The following is a 16,575-nucleotide window of genomic DNA, read 5'->3' on the forward strand; positions in this document are numbered from 1 at the left end:
CCCGGTCGTCCGGGCCGGCCCCGTACGGATCAGGAGGCGGTGGTCGCCTTGCGGATCGCGCTGATGCAGGCGCCGATCGCCTCCTGGAGCGCCTCAAGGCGCTGGAGCATGTCCTCCTCGACGACGTCCTCCTCCAGGACCTCGTCCAGCGTCAGCTCCTCGAAGACCTTCGTCGCCTTCTGCAGGCTGTTGTAGAACTTCGTGCGTCGCTCCTGCACCCGCAGCGCCGGATCCGCCTCCACGGCCCGGACGACCAGCGACTTCACCGTGTCGTAGGCCTCGCCGGCCCACTCGCCGGCCTCCTCCGAGTCGTCGAGCTCGTCGATGAGCGACAGGTGCCGCTCGGCCTCCGCGCGCAGCTCCGCGGGGGCGTCGACGGTCTGCCCCGCGGGCGTCCTGATCTGCCCGCCCTCGGCGATCTGCCGGACGTAGTCGATCCGGTCGGCCGCCTTCGCCTCCTGCGCCACCGCCTTCTTCAGGTCGCCGGTGCGGGCGATGGCCCGGGCCATCTCGGTCTGCAGCGCCGGGTCCTCCTTCATCCGGTCGAGCAGCGCGCCGCGCGCCGCCTCGGCCGTGCCGGGGTCGGCGAGGATGGCCGCGCGCAGCGCGGTCGGGTTCTCGGCCACCTCCAGCGCCTTGGTCGGCTTGATGCCCTCGGCCTCGGCCGCCGCGCTGATCGCGTGGCCGCGCACGGAGGTCGCGCTGGAGCGGGAGGAGTAGTAGGAGAGCCAGACGTCGGCCTCGGGCAGCTCGACCTCCTGGCCGGGGGCCAGGGCCTCGAACTGCGGCACGAGGGCGTCGTCCGCGGCCATGTCCCAGGCCTTGTAGTAGCGCATGACCCGCTCGGGGGAGCAGCCGGCGAGCTCGGCGAAGGCCTTCGCCGACACCTTCTCCGTGCCCTCGGCGGCCTGGCCGCCCGGCCGAACGCTCCGCGCCACCTTGAGCGCGAACGCCCAGCCGCCCGTCCGCGCGTACACGCCGAAGTCGTGGGCGTCCCGGACGACGGCCTCGGCGACGGCCGCCGCGGCGGGCTCGACCCACTCGCCGGTGTCGAGGACGACGGGAGTCCCGGCGTCGGGCTCCGTGCCGGTCTCGCCGACGGGCCCGGCGGTGGTCCCGATGCCGGTCTCGGCGGCGGGCCCGAGGCCGGTCCCGAGCTCGGTCCCGATGCCGGTCTCGATGGGTGCGGGGGTCTCGGACGGGGCGAGCGAGGTGGTCACCGAGGGGTCTCCTGGGGTCTGCGGGGCGAGAAAACTGCGCCCGTCAGCCTATACGTACGAGATGAAAGGATTCGCCCGAATCACCACCGCCACTGGTCCACGCCTCCGACACTTTTCCACAGGGGTGGTCGGGTCCGCCGGTCGGCGCGTACGGTGCCAGGCATGAAGATCCTGATCAGCGCCGACATGGAAGGCGCCACCGGTGTGACCTGGCCCGCCGACGTGCTGCCCGGCACTCCCCAGTGGGAGAGATGCCGGTCCATGTTCACCTCGGACGTGAACGCGGCGGTGCTCGGTTTCTTCGACGGCGGCGCCGACGAGGTGCTGATCAACGAGGCGCACTGGAGCATGCGCAACCTGCTGCTGGAGCGGCTCGACGAGCGGGCCGAGATGCTCACCGGGCGCCACAAGTCGCTCTCCATGGTCGAGGGCGTCCAGCACGGCGACGTCGACGGCATCGCCTTCGTCGGGTACCACACCGGCGCGGGGTCGGAGGGCGTCCTCGCCCACACCTACCTCGCCAACTCCATCACCGGCGTCTGGCTCGACGGGGTGCGCGCCAGCGAGGGCCTGCTCAACGCGCACGTGGTCGCCGAGTACGGGGTCCCCGTCGTCCTGGTCACCGGCGACGACCTCACCTGCGACGACGCCCTGGGGTACGCGCCGGAGGCGCACAAGGTCGCCGTCAAGGACCACGTCTCGCGCTACGCGGCGGTGTGCCGCACCCCCACCAGGACGGCCGCCGAGATCCGCGCGGCGGCGAAGGCCGCGGCCTCGCTGGCCGTGCGGCACGAGCCGGTCAGCGGCGGGCCGTTCACGGTGGAGCTGGAGTTCGACGCGGAGCACCTGGCCGCGGCCGCCACGGTGGTCCCGGGCGCCGAGCGGAGTGGCGAACGCAGGACCGCCTACACCAGCGAGACGATGTACGAGGCGATTCGCACGTTCAAGGCGGTCACGACCATCGTCTCCGCCGCAGTGGAGGAGCAGTATGGCTGAGGAGGTCCGGGGCCCGGACACGACGGCGCTCGACGAGGTGGTCGCCTTCACCTCCGAGCTGATCAGGATCGACACCACCAACCGTGGCGGCGGCGACTGCCGCGAGCGGCCCGCCGCCGAGTACGTGGCGGAGCGGCTCGCCGGCGCCGGCCTCGAACCGGCCCTGCTGGAGCGGACCCCGGGCCGCACCAACGTCGTCGCCCGCATCCCCGGCACCGACCCGACCGCCGAGGCCCTGCTGGTCCACGGGCACCTGGACGTCGTCCCGGCCGAGGCCGCCGACTGGACCGTCCACCCCTTCTCCGGCGAGGTCCGCGACGGCGTCGTATGGGGGCGCGGCGCCGTCGACATGAAGAACATGGACGCGATGGTGCTCGCCGTCGTCCGTTCCTGGGCCCGGGAGGGCTTCCGGCCGCGCCGCGACATCGTGCTCGCCTACACCGCCGACGAGGAGGCCAGCGCCGAGGACGGCTCCGGCTTCCTCGCCGACCGGCACCCCGGCCTCTTCGAGGGCTGCACGGAGGGCATCAGCGAATCGGGCGCCTTCAGCTTCCACCCGGACCCGCGGACGACGCTCTACCCGATCGCCGCGGGCGAGCGCGGCACCGCCTGGATCAAGCTCACCGCCCACGGGCGGGCGGGCCACGGCTCCAAGGTCAACACGGCCAACGCGGTCACCCGCCTCGCCGCGGCCGTCGCCCGCATCGGCGCCCACACCTGGCCCGTCCGGCTCACCCGGACGGTGCGGGCCGCGCTCACCGAGCTGGCCGCGGTGTACGGCATCGACGTCGACGTCGACGCTCCCGACTTCGACACCGACCTGCTCCTGAAGAAGCTGGGTCCGGCCGCCGCCCTGGTCGAGCCCACCGTCCGCAACAGCGCCAATCCCACGATGCTGGACGCGGGCTACAAGGTGAACGTGATCCCGGGCCACGCCGTGGCCTACGTCGACGGGCGGATGCTGCCCGGCGGCGAGAAGGAGTTCGTCGCGACCATGGACCGGCTCACCGGCCCGGACGTCGCCTGGGAGTTCCACCACCGCGAGGTGCCCCTGCAGGCACCGGTCGACTCGCCGACCTTCGCCAAGCTGCGCGCGGCCGTCGAGCACTTCGACCCGGACGGGCACGTCGTCCCCTTCTCCATGTCGGGCGGCACCGACGCGAAGCAGTTCTCCCGCCTCGGCATCACCGGCTACGGCTTCTCGCCGCTCAAGCTGCCCCCGGAGCTCGACTACGGGGCGCTCTTCCACGGCGTCGACGAACGCGTCCCGGTCGACGCGCTCCACTTCGGCGTCCGCGTCCTCGACCGCTACCTGCGGTCCGCCTGACCACCGCGGCGGCCCGCCGCGGTGTCGACACCCGACCGTTCTCACATTCCGTCCAGGGGGGATCGAGATGGTAACCACGGCCGCCTACGGCAGCTGGCCGTCACCCATCGGCGCGGCGCTCGCCGCCGCACACGACGGGCGTCCCGACCATGTCGGGGTCGTCGGCGACGAGGTGTGGTGGACCGCGCCGCGCCCCACCGAAGGCGGCCGCCGCGCGCTGGTGCGGCGCCGCCCCGACGGAACCGAGGAATCCGTCCTGCCCCCACCGTGGAACGTGCGCACCCGGGTCATCGAGTACGGCGGACAGCCCTGGGCCGGCACGGTGCGGGCCGACGGCTCACCGCTCCTCGTCTTCTGCCACTTCCCCGACCAGCGCCTCTACGCCTACGAGCCGGACGCGGCCGCGGGCGCCGGGCCCCGGCCGCTCACCCCGGTCTCGGCGACCGGCGGGGGACTGCGCTGGGCCGACCCGGTCGTCCACGCCGACCGGGGCGAGGTGTGGTGCGTCCTGGAGGAGTTCACCGGGCCCGCGCCCACCGACGTGCGCCGGGTGCTCGCCGCCGTGCCGCTGGACGGCTCCGCCGCCGACGACCGGGGCCGGGTGCGCGAGCTCTCCGACGGGCGGCACCGGTTCGTCACCGGACCGCGCCTCTCGCCGGACGGCCGCCAAGCCGCCTGGATCGCCTGGGACCACCCCCGGATGCCGTGGGACGGCACCGAGGTGCAGCTCGCCCGGGTCGCCGACGACGGCACCTTCCACGACACCCGCACCGTCGCCGGCGGCCCCGAAGTCTCGGTGCCCCAGGTCGGCTGGACCGCCGACGGGCAGCTGCTCCACCTCAGCGACCGCACCGGCTGGTGGAACCTCTACCGCACCGGCGCGGACGGCGAACCGGTCGCGCTCACCCCCCGCCCCGAGGAGTTCGGCGGACCGCTCTGGACGCTGGGCCGGAGCTGGTTCGCGCCCCTGGAGAACGGTCTGATCGCCGTCGTCCACGGCAAGGGCGCCAACGCCCTCGGCATACTCGACCCCGACAGCGGCGACCTCGTCGACGCCGTCGGCCCCTGGACCGAATGGGCCGCCACCCTCGCCGTGCACGGCACCCGGGTCGTCGGCGTCGCCGCCGGCCCCCGCAGCGGCGCCGAGGTCGTCGAGCTGGACACCCGCACCGGCCGGACCCGGGTCATCGGCGCCCCGCACACCGACGCGGTCGACCCCGCGTACTACGCCGAGCCCCGGAGCCGCGTCTTCACCGGACCCGACGGCCGGGAGATCCACGCCCACGTCCACCCGCCGCACAGCCCCGACCGGACCGCGCCCGACGCGGAGCTCCCGCCCTTCGTGGTCCGGGCGCACGGCGGCCCCACCGGGCACTCCCCGCTCGTCCTCGACCTGGAGATCGCCTACTTCACCTCCCGCGGCATCGGCGTCGCCGAGGTCAACTACGGCGGCTCCACCGGCTACGGCCGGGAGTACCGCGAACGGCTGCGCGAGCAGTGGGGCGTGGTCGACGTGGAGGACTGCGCCGCCGTCGCCCGGGCGCTCGCCGACGAGGGCACGGCCGACCCGGACCGCCTCGCGATCCGCGGCGGCAGCGCGGGCGGCTGGACCAGCGCCGCCTCCCTCGCGCAGACCGACGTCTACGCCTGCGGCACGATCATCTACCCGGTCCTGGACCTGACCGGCTGGGGCACCGAGGAGACCCACGACTTCGAGTCGCAGTACCTGCACTCGCTGGTCGGCCCCCTCGACGAGGTGCCCGACCGGTACCGCGAGCGCTCCCCCCTGGAGCACGTCGAGAAGATCACCGCACCCTTCCTGCTGCTCCAGGGACTCGACGACGTCATCTGCCCGCCCGCGCAGGCCGAGCGCTTCCTCGCCCGGATGGCCGGCCGGGGCGTCCCGCACGCCTACCTCGCCTTCGAGGGCGAGGGGCACGGCTTCCGCAGGGCCGACACGATGATCCGCGCCCTCGAAGCCGAACTCGCGCTCTACGTCCGGACCTTCGGCATCGAGCGGACGGACGTCCCCCTCCTGGAGCTCCGCACGTGACCGCCACCGCCATGACGCCGCACACCGACCCGCCCGCGACCGGGCCGGTGCCCGCGCTCACCCGGCCGCCCCGGCTGCGCCCCGGCGCCCGCGTGGCGGTCGTCGCGCCCAGCGGCCCCATCCCGGAGGACCGCCTCCGGGCCGGCCTCGACATCCTCCGCGGCTGGGACCTCGACCCGGTCGTGGCCCCGCACGTCCTCGACACCCACCCCGGACTCGGCTACCTCGCCGGGGCGGACGAGGCCCGCGCCCGCGACCTCACCGAGGCCTGGTGCGACCCGGACGTCTCCGCCGTGTTCTGCGCCCGCGGCGGGTACGGCGCCCAGCGGATGGCCGACCTCGTCGACTGGGCGGCGATGCGGGCCGCCGACCCCAAGGTCCTCGTCGGGTACAGCGACGTCACCGCCCTCCACGAGGCCTTCGCCACCCGGCTCGGCCTCGCCACCCTGCACGGCCCCATGGTGGCGGCCGCCGCCTTCCTCCAGGACCCGCACACCCGCGAGTCCCTGCGGGCCACCCTCTTCGAGCCCGAGTCGGTGCGCACCCTCGCCACGGCGACGGCCGGCGCCCTGGTGCCGGGCCGGGCCCGCGGCGTCACCCTCGGCGGCTGCGTCAGCCTGCTCGCGGCCGAGCTCGGCACCCCGCACGCCCGGCCCTCCGCCCGGGGAGGGCTGCTCCTCCTGGAGGACGTGGGGGAGGAGCCGTACCGACTGGACCGGATCCTCACCCAACTGCTGCGCTCCGGCTGGCTGGACGGGGTCGCCGGGATCGGGCTCGGGTCCTGGGAGGAGTGCGGCCCGTACGAGGAGGTGCGCGCGGTGCTCGCCGACCGGCTGGGCGGGCTCGGGGTCCCCGTCGTCGAGCGGATGGGCTTCGGGCACGAGGCGAGCGCGCCGACCGTTCCGTTCGGGATCCCCGCGGTGCTGGACGCGGAGGCGGGGACGCTCACCCTGGAGGTCCCGGCCCTGCGCTGACCGGCGCGCGGGCGCACGGCCATTCGCTGAATCTCCGTCAACAAGCCCCGCCCGGCGCGTTGACGGCCTGGTGACGCGTGTCACACCATGGGCGCGGATCGGTGCCCACCGGCAGGTGGGTACCTCGTGCGTCCTCGGTGTGGAGGTCCCCGTGTCCCGTGCCCTGCCCCGCTCCCGAACCCTGCTCGCGACGCTCACGGCCGGGGCCGCGCTGGCCGCTCCCCTCGCGCTCGCCGCCCCGGCGCAGGGCGCCGGGACCGGCACCTACACGGTCACCCCGCTGAGCTTCACCGTCGAGGCGGGCGGCCGCCGTTGCACCGTGGACGCCGATCTCTACCGGCCCGACGGCGTCGACGCCGCCCATCGCGCCCCGGCCGTCCTCGCCACCAACGGCTTCGGCGGGAGCAAGAACGACGGCACCACGGACGCCATCGGCAGGGCCGTCGCCTCCCGCGGCTATGTCGCGCTCGTCTACTCCGGCCTCGGCTTCGGCCGGACCGGCTGCCTGATCTCCCTGGACGACCCGCGCGTGGACGGCCAGGCCGCCACACGGCTCGTCGACTTCCTGGGCGGCGGCCGGGCCGCCGACGACGGCACCCGCGCCGACTTCGTCACCCAGGACGGCACGGGCGACCCCCGCGTCGGCATGATCGGCGGCTCCTACGGCGGCGCCGTCCAGCTCGCCACCGCCTCCGTCGATCCCCGGCTCGACGCGCTCGTCCCGCTCATCACCTGGAACGACCTGGCCTACTCCCTCGCCCCCAACGGCGCCGACCGCGCCACCCCCGGCGTCTTCAAATGGCAGTGGACCAACGCCTTCTACCTGATGGGCGAGGGCCAGCCGCTGCTCGTGCCCTCGCTCGACCCCAGCCGGATCAACTCCCTGAGCTGCCTGCACTTCGTCACCGACGCCTGCGACACGGTCCGGCTGCTCAACTCCGGCTCCTACCCGGACGCCGAGACCAGGAAGGTGCTCGACTTCGCCCGCGGCGTCTCCCCGGTCTCCTACCTCGACCGGGTCAAGGCCCCCACCCTCGTCGTCCAGGGCCAGGCCGACAGCCTGTTCAACCTCAACGAGGCCCGCGCCACCTACGAGCGACTGGCGGGCCAGGGCGTCGAGACCCGGATGATCTGGCAGTCCTGGGGCCACAGCGGCGGCCAGAAGCCCGGAGAACTCGACCTCGGGCAGGGCGATCTGGAGAACAGCTACGTCGGCCGGCGGATCCTCGGCTGGTTCGACCGGCACCTGCGCGGCGACCGGACGGCCGACACCGGCCCCGCCTTCGCCTACTACCGCGACTGGGAGAGTGGCTACGGCACCGCCGCCACCGTGCCCGCGCTCAGCCAGAAGCTGTACCTCTCCGGCGACGGGAAGCTGGTCGACGCCCGGTCCAAGGTGGCCCGCGGCTCCCGCTCGTACGTCAACTGGCCGCTGCCGACCAGCCATTCCGAGTCCTCGATCGCCGGCCTGATCGGACTGCCCGACCCCGCCCCGTACGACATCGCGGGCACCTACCTCGGCTGGCGCAGCGCCCCGCTGACCGCCCCCGTCGACCTCGTCGGCGCGCCGCGCGCGACGCTCCGGGTCGACTCGCCGTGGACCGAGCGCGTCCAGGACTCCGGCGACGCCGCCGACAAGCTGGTGCTCTTCGCCAAGCTGTACGACGTCGCCCCGGACGGCACCCGGACCCTGGTCAACCGGCTGGTCGCCCCGGTCCGCGTGCCGGACGTCACCCGGCCCTTCACCGTCGAACTCCCCGGCATCGTGCACCGCTACGGGACCGGCCACCGGCTGGAGTTCGTGATCGCGGCGAGCGACACGGCGTACTTCAGCAACCGGGGCGTCAAGCCCGTGACCGTCACCAGCGCCCCCGAGGAGGCGGGGGCGCTGGAGCTGCCCCTGGTGCGGGGGCGGGTCGAGTAGCGACTAGCGCGCCGCGAGGGCCGCGTACCCGGGGCGGACCAGCTCGTCGATCAGGCGACGGCGCTCCGGCAGCGGCAGGAACGCGGCCTCCAGGGCGGCGACCGTGAACTCCTCGAAGACCTCCGGGCCGTAGCCGAAGGTGTTCGCCATGTGCTGGAACTCCTCACTCATGGTGGTGCCGGAGACCAGCCGGTTGTCCGTGTTCAGGGTGATCCGGAAGCCCAGCCGGCGCAGCTCGTCGATCGGGTGCGAGGCGTAGTCCTTCGCGGCGCCGGTCTGCAGGTTGGAGGTCGGGCAGACCTCCAGGGCGATGCCGTTGTCCCGCACGTACGAGGCGAGCCGGCCGAGCGTGCCGTCCTCGGCGATGTCGTCGGTGATCCGCACGCCGTGGCCGATCCGCTCGGTGCCGCAGACCTGCACGGCCTCGTGGATCGACTCCGCGCCGACGGCCTCGCCCGCGTGGATGGTGAAGTGGCAGTTCTCGCGCTTCAGGTGCTGGAAGGCGGGGAGGTGGCGGGCCGGCGGGTTGCCGATCTCGCCGCCGGCGATGTCGAAGCCCGCCACGCCCTTGTCCCGGTGGGCGACCGTGAGCCGGGCGATCTCCAGCGAGCGGTCGGTGTGCCGCATGCCGGTGAGCAGGGTGCGGACGGTGATCCGGCCGCCGCAGCGGCGCTCGCCCTCGCGGAAGCCCTCGTTCACGGCCTCGACCACCTCGTCGAGGGTCAGCCCGCCCTCCAGGTGCTGCTCGGGGGCGTACCGGATCTCGGCGTAGACGACCCCGTCCGCGGCCAGGTCCTCGGCGCACTCGGCCGCGATCCGCTCCAGGGCCTCGCGGGTCTGCATCACCGCGCAGGTGTGGGCGAAGGTCTCCAGGTACCGCTCCAGCGAACCGGAGTCGGCGGCGTCCCGGAACCACACGGCGAGCTCCGCCGGGTCCTCGGTGGGCAGCGCGGTGTAGCCGCAGGCGCGGGCCAGTTCGATGATCGTGGCCGGGCGCAGTCCGCCGTCGAGGTGGTCGTGCAGGACGGCCTTCGGGGCCTCGCGGATCCAGTCGGCGACGGTGGGGGCGGACGCCAGGGAGACCGGGGCGGAGGCGGGGGCGGCAGGGTTGTCAGACAAGTGCATGGCCGGGAAGTGTACGCCACCGCGGCCGGGCCGGGATGTGACGCCGGCGACACCGGTCAGTTCGACTGCAGGACCGGCAGTGCCGGGGCTCCGGTCGGCAGCATGTGCTTGGCCGCCAGGACCGGGGTCTCCCCGACCCGTACGACCTGGGTGACCAGCACGGCGGGGGTGTCCGCGGAGCGCCCGAGCTGCTCGCCCCTGCGGCGCCCGAGCAGGGTCGCCGTCACGGCGCTGTGCCCCGCGAGCTGCACCCCGCGCGAGGCCCCGGCGAGGACGGCCAGCATCGAGGTGCGCTCCGGCGAGGGCGCCGCGCGCAGGGCCGCGGCGAAGGCCGGGTGGGTCCGCTCCAGGACCTCGTCGGCCGCCGCCCACTCGTGGCTCAGCGCGGCCGGGCCCGCCTCGCCGGTGAGCACGGACTCCCAGAACCGCAGCTCGGCCCCGGCCGGGGCGAGCAGGTGCTGGGTGGTGAAGTCGGTGGGCTCCTCCGTGGAGCGCAGCAGGCCCCGCACCCGCAGCGGGCCGGCCCCGCCGAGCAGTTCCTCCAGTGGCTGGAGGTGTTCGAAGCCGCGCCGGGGCGGGTGCGCGTTGACCGTCCGGCCGACGCCGCGCCGCACGGTGAGCAGCCCGTCCTCCTGGAGCAGCAGCAGCGCCTCGCGCAGGGCGGGCCGGCTGACCCCGAGCTCGCCCGCCAGCTTGGGTTCGGAGGGGAGCGTCGAGCCCGGCGGGTAGGTGCCCTCGTGGATGGCGTCCGCGATCCGCTCGTAGAGCGCGACGACCGGTCGCCGCTGCTGTCCGCCGGCTGCCACGGATCCTCCTCGTGCTCGTGCTCGTGCCCGCCCGTCCTTCTGCACCTGCGTTCCTACCGTAGCCGCCCGACGTTGTCTGACAAGTCACTCGGACGGGCGTGTTCACCGCCTCCCCAAGGTGCGAATCGGCCCATCCTGGTGGGACGGACGACGGAGGAGAGGGCCGGCGATGAGTTCCAGGGAGACGTCGAGCACGGAAAGGGCGGCCCGCTCCACGCTCCTCGGCGCGGTCTGCGGTTCCTACGCGGCGGCCCGGAGGCGCAAGTGAGGCGCGCGGCGATCGTCGGCGCGGGGGCCGTGCTCGCCCTCGCCGCGATGGCCGTCAGCTCGGCCGAGGCGGCCGAGGCGGCCGAGGCGGAGGGAGCGGCGGACGCGGCCGGTGCGGACGGGTCGCCGATGCCGGACTTCCTGGGCAAGGGGCTGTGGCGGGTGTTCACCTCGCTCGACCCGCGCACCCGGCTCGACGTCCACGACGTGGGCGGCGGCGACCGGCGGGTGCTGTGGCCGCCGAACTGGCGCGTCTGCACGCAGCACCCCGCGCCCGGTGGCCGACGGCGCGCGCGGGGGCGGGTGGTGGTGGGCGTGGTGAAGAAGGGCGAGGTCTGCCCGGCCCGGGTGACGGCCGCCCGGCGCTGACCGGCCCCGCGCCGGGTGCCGTGCGCCCGGGCCCGGCTCGGCACGCCCGGCCCTGGCCGACGCCCCGGCCCGACTCGGCACGTCCGGCCCCGGCCGACGTTCAGCGCTTGTAGTTGATCTTCATCGTGTCCATGTCGGTGACCTTGGACTTCAGACCGCGGAAGCCGTGGCCGAGTTCCTTCAGGGCGCTCTCCACCCGGTCCTCGGCGATCGCCCCCGCCATCTCGTCGCCGTCCGCCGCCTCGGAGACGACGACGAGGCGGTACGAGAAGTGCTTCAGGTTCCGGTCGTAGGCGAGCGAGCCCTCCTCGGTGAACTGCATCGCCGACATGCCGTGCTCCTCGACCTCGGCGAGCAGCCGCTCGCGGCTCGCGTCGGTCAGCCCGTCGAACGTCCCGCGCACGATCACCCGGTAGGTGTGCTGCGTGCCCATGCCCTGCCTCCTCGGTGAAACAACCGCAAAACAACCACCCTACGGCGACGGGTGTACGCCGCAACGGAATTTCCGGGCGCCCGGGCGGGGTGTTGTCCACCCTCTGGCCAGCGGTGGTTCCGGCGTGTTCCATGGGCGTCATGACGACCGTACGACGTGCCGTACTCACCCTGCCCGCGGCGCCGTTGGGCCCGGACAACCCCCTCCCGGCCCTGCGTCTCCTCGACGGGTTCGCCGCCCCCGCGGTCGACGACCGGGCCTTGCTCCCGCGCGACATGGCCCGCCAGCTCGGGCACGCCCCGCTGCGCACCCTGCTGCCCGTCCCCGTCCGGGACGGCTACGGGCGCGAGCGGACGCCCCTGGACCTCGACGCGATCGTGCTGGAGAACGAGCGGCTGCGGGTCACCGTGCTGCCCGGTCTCGGTGGGCGGGTCCACTCCCTGTTCGACAAGGCGGGCGGCCGTGAACTGCTCTACCGCAACCCGGTGTTCCAGCCGGCGGCCTTCGCCCTGAACGGGGCCTGGTTCTCCGGCGGCATCGAGTGGAACATCGGCGCCCGCGGCCACACCACCCTCTCCTGCGCCCCGCTGCACGCGGCGATCGTCCCCGCGCCCGACGGCGGCGAGATGCTCCGGCTGTGGGAGTGGGAGCCGCTGCGCGACCTGCCGTTCCAGGTCGATCTGTGGCTGCCCGCCGAGGCCGGGCACCTGCGCGTCGGGATCCGGATCCGCAACCCGCACGAGCGGGCCGTCCCCACGTACTGGTGGTCCAACACGGCCGTCCCCGAGGACCGCCGGATCCTCGCCCCCGCCGACCGGGCCTGGCAGTACGGCTACGAGCGCGCCCTGCGCCGGGTGCCGGTGCCCCTCGCCCCGGACGGCGCCGACCACACGTACCCCCTCCGGAGCACCCACGCCGCCGACTACTTCTACGAACTGCCGGACGGACGCCGCCGCTGGATCGCCGCGCTCGACGCGAGCGGCACGGGACTCGTGCAGACCTCCACGGACACGCTGCGCGGCCGCAAGCTGTTCCTCTGGGGCTCGGGCCGCGGCGGCCGCCGCTGGCAGGAGTGGCTGACCGAACCCGGCACTCCCGGGTACGCGGAGATCCAGGCCGGGCTCGCCCGCACCCAGCTGGAGCACCCCACCCTGGAACCGGAGACGGAGATCTCCTGGATGGAGGTGTACGGCCCGCTCTCCGCCGACGCGACGGCCGTCCACGGCGCGGACTGGGCCGCGGCCACCGGGAGCGTCGAGGAGGAGCTCGGCCGGGTGCTGCCCCGGGACGAGGTCGAGGCCGCGTACGCGCGGTGGCGGGAGCGGGGCGCCGACGCCGAGCCCGGTGCGCGGCTCGCCACCGGCTCGGGGTGGGGCGCGCTCGAAGTCCTGCGCGGGGGCTACGCGCTGCCCGGCACGCCGTTCACCGAGGAGCACCTCGGCGACGAGCAGCGGCCCTGGGTGCATCTGCTGCGCACGGGTGCCCTGCCCGCGCCCGAGGCGGCGCCCGCCGGGCGCACGCCGGTGTCGGGGGCCTGGCGGGACATGCTGGAGACCGCGCCGGCCGATCCGGCCACCGAGTACCACCTCGGCGTCGCCCAGTGGGCCGCGGGTGACCTCGCCCAGGCGGTGCGCAGCTGGGAACGCGGCCTGAAGAACGCCTCCGTGCGCTGGCCGCTCCTGTACTGCCTGGCCGTCGCCGACCGGGAGTGCGGCCACCCGCGCCGGGCCGCCGAGCGCCACGAGGAGGCCTTCGAGGAGCAGTACGGGGGCGATCCGCTGGTCACGGCGGCGCTCGGGCGCGAGACGGTGGCCGTGCTCCTGGAGAACGGCGGCACCGCGCGGGCCCGCGCCGTCCTGGAGCGGCTGCCCGCCGAGGTGCGGGAGCGGGGCGCCTTCCGGTTCCTGGAGGCGCGGCTGCTGCTCGCCGAGGGCCGCGCGGACGAGGCCCGTGCCGTGTTCGACGCGGGCTTCGAGGTGGCCGACCTGCGGGAGGGGGCGGAGATCCTGGGCGAGGTGTGGGCGCGGATCACGGACGAACCGCTCCCGGACGCCTACGAGTTCAGGATGCGCCCCCGCTGAGACGGGGCCGGGGCGGGGGTGGTCGTCAGACGCGGCACAGGATCTCGCCGTGCGGCACCATGAACCAGGCGTCCTCCCGGGCGCCCCAGGCGCGCCACGCCCCGGCGATCCCGTCCAGCTCCTCCCGCGTCGCGTGGCCGCCGTCGACGGTCAGCCGCGCGTACGAGGACTGCGTGGTGCGGTCCGCCCACAGGCCGCTCCACCAGGCCCGCTCGTCGGGCTGGGCGAAGCACCAGGTGGCGGCGGTGGTGGCGATCTCGGTGAAGCCCGCCTCGCGGGCCCAGGAGAACAGCCGCCGCCCCGCGTCGGGCTCACCCCCGTTGGCGCGGGCCACCTGCCGGTACAGGTCGGACCAGCGGTCCAGGCCGGGGTGCTCGGGGAACCAGGTGAACGCCCCGTAGTCGCTGTCCCGGGCGGCGACCAGGCCGCCCGGCCGGCACACCCGCCGCATCTCCCGCAGCGCCTGGACCGGGTCGCCGACGTGCTGCAGCACCTGGTGGGCGTGGACGATGTCGAAGGAGTCGTCGGGGAAGTCCAGTGCGTGGACGTCGGCGACCGCGAACTCCACGTTGTCGACCCCTCGTTCGGCCGCCTCCGCGCGCGCCTTCGCCAGGACGTCCTCGGCGGCGTCCACCGCGGTGACCCGGCCCGGCGCGACCCGCGCGGCCAGGTCGGCGGTGATGGTGCCCGGGCCGCACCCGACGTCCAGGACCTCCAGCCCGGCCCGCAGCTCGGGGATCAGGTAGGCGGCGGAGTTCTCCACGGTGCGCCAGGTGTGCGACCGCAGCACCGACTCGTGGTGTCCGTGGGTGTAGACGGCGGTCTCGTGCGGCGCGCTCCGCTCGTCGGCGTGCGTCATGGCCGGACTCCCTCGTGCTCGTGTGAGTGGGTACGGCAACGGTACGCCGATCACTCGTATAGTGAGACCCCGTTCTCGCCATGTGGACGATTCAGCTCAACAGATCTGTCCGGTAACGGAGTTCGGTGAGTAGGCGACCGCCGGTTTCCTCCGTCACGGACGTACCGTCCGGACGCCAACCGGCCGCCTCGTAGAAGGCCCGGGCCCGGGGGTTCCCCTCCAGCACCCAGAGCCCCGCCTCGCGGAACCCGGCCGCCGTCATCGCGTCGACCGTCGCGGTCAGCAGGGCGCGCCCCACGCCCCGGCCCCAGGCCTCCGGCACGGCGTACAGGGCCGACAGCTCGGCCGTCACCCCCGCGTCCGGCTCCCCGTCGGACCACGGACGGAAGCACGAGAACGCCACCGCCCCGCCGCCCTCCTCCTCGGCCACCAGCACGGTCGGCGCGCCGGGCGCCGACAGCCTGTCCCGCCACACCTCCGTCCGCTCCCCGACGTCGAGGGAGTCGAGGTACGCGTCGGGCACCAGGCCGCGGTAGGCGGCGCGCCAGGAGCGGACGTGCACGGCGGCGACGCCCGCGGCGTCGGAGGGTCCTGCTGTACGGATGCGCATGGGCGCATTCTGGGGACCCGGCCAGGCGGTCGGCCAGTCGGTTTCCGCCGACGGCGCGCCCTTACGCGGAACCGGCCTCCGCCTCCGCGGTCCTCGCCTCCGCGGCCTTCGCCTCCGCGGCCTTCGCCTCCGTCGTCGGCCCCGTGAGCCCCGCCCGTTCGGCGAGAGCGCCGCCCTGGAAGCGGCTCTCGGCGCCCAGTTCTTCGAGGAGTTCGGCGATGTGGCGGCGGCAGGTGCGCAGCGACATGCCCATGCGACGGGCGATGACCTCGTCCTTGGCGCCCTGGGCGAGCAGCCCGACCAGCGCGCGGCGCAGGCTCGGGCCGACCTCCTTGTAGGCGGCCTCGCTGGTGCCGCGGAACGGGATCGCTCCGGACCAGTGCTGCTCGAAGACGCGGCACAGGTACGCCACGACGTCCGGGTCGCGGACGAGGACCGCGCCCTCGCCCGTGCCGCCGTCGGCGCGGCGGGGCAGGAAGGCCACCGCCCGGTCGAACACCACCGCCCGGTCCGGCAGTTCGGCCGCCGTGCGGTACGCGGCTCCGGCCTCGGTGAGACGCTCCACGTACGCCTGCGTGGAGAGGCTGGAGCGTGCCGAGTGCTGGTACAGGGTGCGCATCCGCACGCCCCGGCCCAGCATCGCCAGGTCCCGGTCGATGGCGTCGCCCAGCCGGCCGGGCGCCCGGCCGCCGCCCGGCTGGATGCTGAAGACCTCGTCGCGGCACCGGGCCGACTCCTCCGTCAGCATCGCGGACGCGGACGCCATGTCGGGCAGCAGGTCGACGCCCTGACGGCGCGCCTGCTCGCTCCGCGCGGCCCGGTACTGCGGCATCAGGGCGTGCAGTTCGTCGCGTACGGCCTGGGCGTGCGCGGCGGCCTGGGCGAGCTCCGCCTCCAGGGGGCCGACGACCTCCGCCGCCGCGGCGTCCGGGCTCACCGGTATCAGCTCCTCGGGCCTGCCGGGCGCCGGGCGCAGCAGCCGCAGGCGCAGCAGGGTGCGGGACGCGGCCTCCACCTCCTCATGGCTTAAGCCGAGCGCGGGGACGACGTCGGGCGGCCAGCGGGTCAGGCTGCCGCGGGCGAGCACGTACTCGAAGACGGCGACGGCCCGCGCGTCCAGACGTGGCATTGCATCGAGATGTGCCCCCATCGGCATGGATTCCCCCCGCTTTGCGGCCCTGCTACTTCCGTGCCATGCAGGGTATTGCCGGGTCACGGCCCTGGACCAAGCGGGCCCGCCGGGATGGACTGTGGATGTCCGGCAGGGGCAAACCCCGCCAGGGCGACATCCGGCGCGAACCCGCCAAACGCGGGTCTTCCGCCATCCCGCGCCTCCCGAACCAGGAGCCTTCGCATGTCCGCAGCCGTCCGCTGTCTCCTCGTCCTCACCGTCCTGCTCACCGGCGCCGCCGCGACCGCAGGGCACCAGGGAGACGGGGGCGGTTCGCCCGCGGCGCGCACGGTCGCCGCCTCGCCGCTGGACACCAGCTGGGGCGACGACTACGTCCGGCCGCAGCAGTAGGGCGGGGCG

The 16,575-nt window shown here is 74.7% G+C and carries 15 protein-coding genes; 8 read left to right on the plus strand and 7 right to left on the minus strand.

What is annotated here, in order from left to right:
• Positions 1–29: 29 nt before the first annotated feature.
• Positions 30–1,220, minus strand: a complete 1,191-nt coding sequence (locus OG309_RS30730; RefSeq protein WP_329425796.1) for a hypothetical protein — start codon at positions 1,218–1,220, stop codon at positions 30–32.
• Between the two features lie 162 nt (positions 1,221–1,382).
• Here OG309_RS30730 and OG309_RS30735 point away from each other — a divergent pair, with 162 nt between their 5' ends.
• The 5 genes from OG309_RS30735 (at position 1,383) to OG309_RS30755 (ending at position 8,494) form a co-directional block, all read left to right on the plus strand.
• Complete coding sequence (locus OG309_RS30735) at positions 1,383–2,216, plus strand: M55 family metallopeptidase (protein ID WP_329425798.1); 834 nt, start codon at positions 1,383–1,385, stop codon at positions 2,214–2,216.
• Positions 2,209–3,543, plus strand: coding sequence for a M20/M25/M40 family metallo-hydrolase (locus OG309_RS30740; protein WP_329425801.1), 1,335 nt, complete (start codon positions 2,209–2,211; stop codon positions 3,541–3,543). The genes OG309_RS30735 and OG309_RS30740 overlap by 8 nt, the downstream gene beginning before the upstream one ends.
• 67 nt (positions 3,544–3,610) lie before the next feature.
• A complete protein-coding gene (locus OG309_RS30745; RefSeq protein WP_329425803.1) occupies positions 3,611–5,596 on the plus strand; it encodes a prolyl oligopeptidase family serine peptidase in 1,986 nt (661 codons plus the stop codon).
• Between the two features lie 11 nt (positions 5,597–5,607).
• On the plus strand, positions 5,608–6,570 hold the full coding sequence (locus OG309_RS30750; RefSeq protein ID WP_329428625.1) for a S66 peptidase family protein: 963 nt from the start codon (positions 5,608–5,610) through the stop codon (positions 6,568–6,570).
• Positions 6,571–6,709: 139 nt separating this feature from the next.
• Positions 6,710–8,494: a CocE/NonD family hydrolase gene (locus OG309_RS30755; protein WP_329425805.1), complete on the plus strand. Its 1,785-nt coding sequence runs from the start codon at positions 6,710–6,712 to the stop codon at positions 8,492–8,494.
• Between the two features lie 3 nt (positions 8,495–8,497).
• Here OG309_RS30755 and OG309_RS30760 read toward each other — a convergent pair whose 3' ends face one another.
• Both OG309_RS30760 and OG309_RS30765 read right to left on the minus strand, forming a co-directional pair.
• The gene (locus OG309_RS30760) at positions 8,498–9,619 is read right to left on the minus strand and encodes an adenosine deaminase (protein WP_329425806.1); all 1,122 of its coding nucleotides are present in this window, start codon (positions 9,617–9,619) and stop codon (positions 8,498–8,500) included.
• A gap of 56 nt (positions 9,620–9,675) precedes the next feature.
• A complete protein-coding gene (locus OG309_RS30765) occupies positions 9,676–10,425 on the minus strand; it encodes a GntR family transcriptional regulator (RefSeq protein ID WP_329425808.1) in 750 nt (249 codons plus the stop codon).
• A 264-nt stretch (positions 10,426–10,689) separates the two neighbouring features.
• Here OG309_RS30765 and OG309_RS30770 point away from each other — a divergent pair, with 264 nt between their 5' ends.
• Positions 10,690–11,061: a hypothetical protein gene (locus OG309_RS30770; RefSeq protein ID WP_329425810.1), complete on the plus strand. Its 372-nt coding sequence runs from the start codon at positions 10,690–10,692 to the stop codon at positions 11,059–11,061.
• A 100-nt stretch (positions 11,062–11,161) separates the two neighbouring features.
• On the opposite strand, the gene OG309_RS30775 is transcribed toward OG309_RS30770, so the two are convergent.
• The gene (locus OG309_RS30775; protein WP_329425812.1) at positions 11,162–11,494 is read right to left on the minus strand and encodes a DUF6204 family protein; all 333 of its coding nucleotides are present in this window, start codon (positions 11,492–11,494) and stop codon (positions 11,162–11,164) included.
• Positions 11,495–11,625: 131 nt separating this feature from the next.
• Here OG309_RS30775 and OG309_RS30780 point away from each other — a divergent pair, with 131 nt between their 5' ends.
• Complete coding sequence (locus OG309_RS30780) at positions 11,626–13,575, plus strand: DUF5107 domain-containing protein (protein WP_329425814.1); 1,950 nt, start codon at positions 11,626–11,628, stop codon at positions 13,573–13,575.
• 25 nt (positions 13,576–13,600) lie between these two features.
• On the opposite strand, the gene OG309_RS30785 is transcribed toward OG309_RS30780, so the two are convergent.
• The 3 genes from OG309_RS30785 to OG309_RS30795 form a co-directional block, all read right to left on the minus strand.
• Positions 13,601–14,434, minus strand: coding sequence for a methyltransferase domain-containing protein (locus OG309_RS30785; RefSeq protein WP_329425816.1), 834 nt, complete (start codon positions 14,432–14,434; stop codon positions 13,601–13,603).
• Between the two features lie 91 nt (positions 14,435–14,525).
• Positions 14,526–15,044, minus strand: a complete 519-nt coding sequence (locus tag OG309_RS30790) for a GNAT family N-acetyltransferase (protein WP_329425817.1) — start codon at positions 15,042–15,044, stop codon at positions 14,526–14,528.
• 61 nt (positions 15,045–15,105) lie between these two features.
• Positions 15,106–16,173 carry a hypothetical protein gene (locus tag OG309_RS30795; RefSeq protein ID WP_329425819.1) on the minus strand — a complete coding sequence of 356 codons (1,068 nt, stop codon included), beginning with the start codon at positions 16,171–16,173 and terminating at the stop codon, positions 15,106–15,108.
• Between the two features lie 225 nt (positions 16,174–16,398).
• On the opposite strand from OG309_RS30795, the gene OG309_RS30800 reads away from it, so the two are divergent.
• Positions 16,399–16,566 carry a hypothetical protein gene (locus tag OG309_RS30800; protein ID WP_329425822.1) on the plus strand — a complete coding sequence of 56 codons (168 nt, stop codon included), beginning with the start codon at positions 16,399–16,401 and terminating at the stop codon, positions 16,564–16,566.
• Positions 16,567–16,575 lie beyond the last annotated feature (9 nt).

The sequence above is a fragment of the Streptomyces sp. NBC_01268 genome, from assembly GCF_036240795.1.
Lineage (GTDB): Bacteria > Actinomycetota > Actinomycetes > Streptomycetales > Streptomycetaceae > Streptomyces.

Bases quoted from the DNA above. Each gene is read 5' to 3' on its own strand.
- OG309_RS30745 (WP_329425803.1), top strand. From the start codon at position 3,611: ATGGTAACCACGGCCGCCTACGGCAGCTGGCCGTCACCCATCGGCGCG.
- OG309_RS30800 (WP_329425822.1), top strand. From the start codon at position 16,399: ATGTCCGCAGCCGTCCGCTGTCTCCTCGTCCTCACCGTCCTGCTCACC.
- OG309_RS30775 (WP_329425812.1), bottom strand. From the start codon at position 11,494: ATGGGCACGCAGCACACCTACCGGGTGATCGTGCGCGGGACGTTCGAC.
- OG309_RS30740 (WP_329425801.1), top strand. From the start codon at position 2,209: ATGGCTGAGGAGGTCCGGGGCCCGGACACGACGGCGCTCGACGAGGTG.
- OG309_RS30750 (WP_329428625.1), top strand. From the start codon at position 5,608: ATGACGCCGCACACCGACCCGCCCGCGACCGGGCCGGTGCCCGCGCTC.
- OG309_RS30735 (WP_329425798.1), top strand. From the start codon at position 1,383: ATGAAGATCCTGATCAGCGCCGACATGGAAGGCGCCACCGGTGTGACC.
- OG309_RS30795 (WP_329425819.1), bottom strand. From the start codon at position 16,173: ATGCCACGTCTGGACGCGCGGGCCGTCGCCGTCTTCGAGTACGTGCTC.
- OG309_RS30790 (WP_329425817.1), bottom strand. From the start codon at position 15,044: ATGCGCATCCGTACAGCAGGACCCTCCGACGCCGCGGGCGTCGCCGCC.
- OG309_RS30760 (WP_329425806.1), bottom strand. From the start codon at position 9,619: ATGCACTTGTCTGACAACCCTGCCGCCCCCGCCTCCGCCCCGGTCTCC.
- OG309_RS30785 (WP_329425816.1), bottom strand. From the start codon at position 14,434: ATGACGCACGCCGACGAGCGGAGCGCGCCGCACGAGACCGCCGTCTAC.
- OG309_RS30780 (WP_329425814.1), top strand. From the start codon at position 11,626: ATGGGCGTCATGACGACCGTACGACGTGCCGTACTCACCCTGCCCGCG.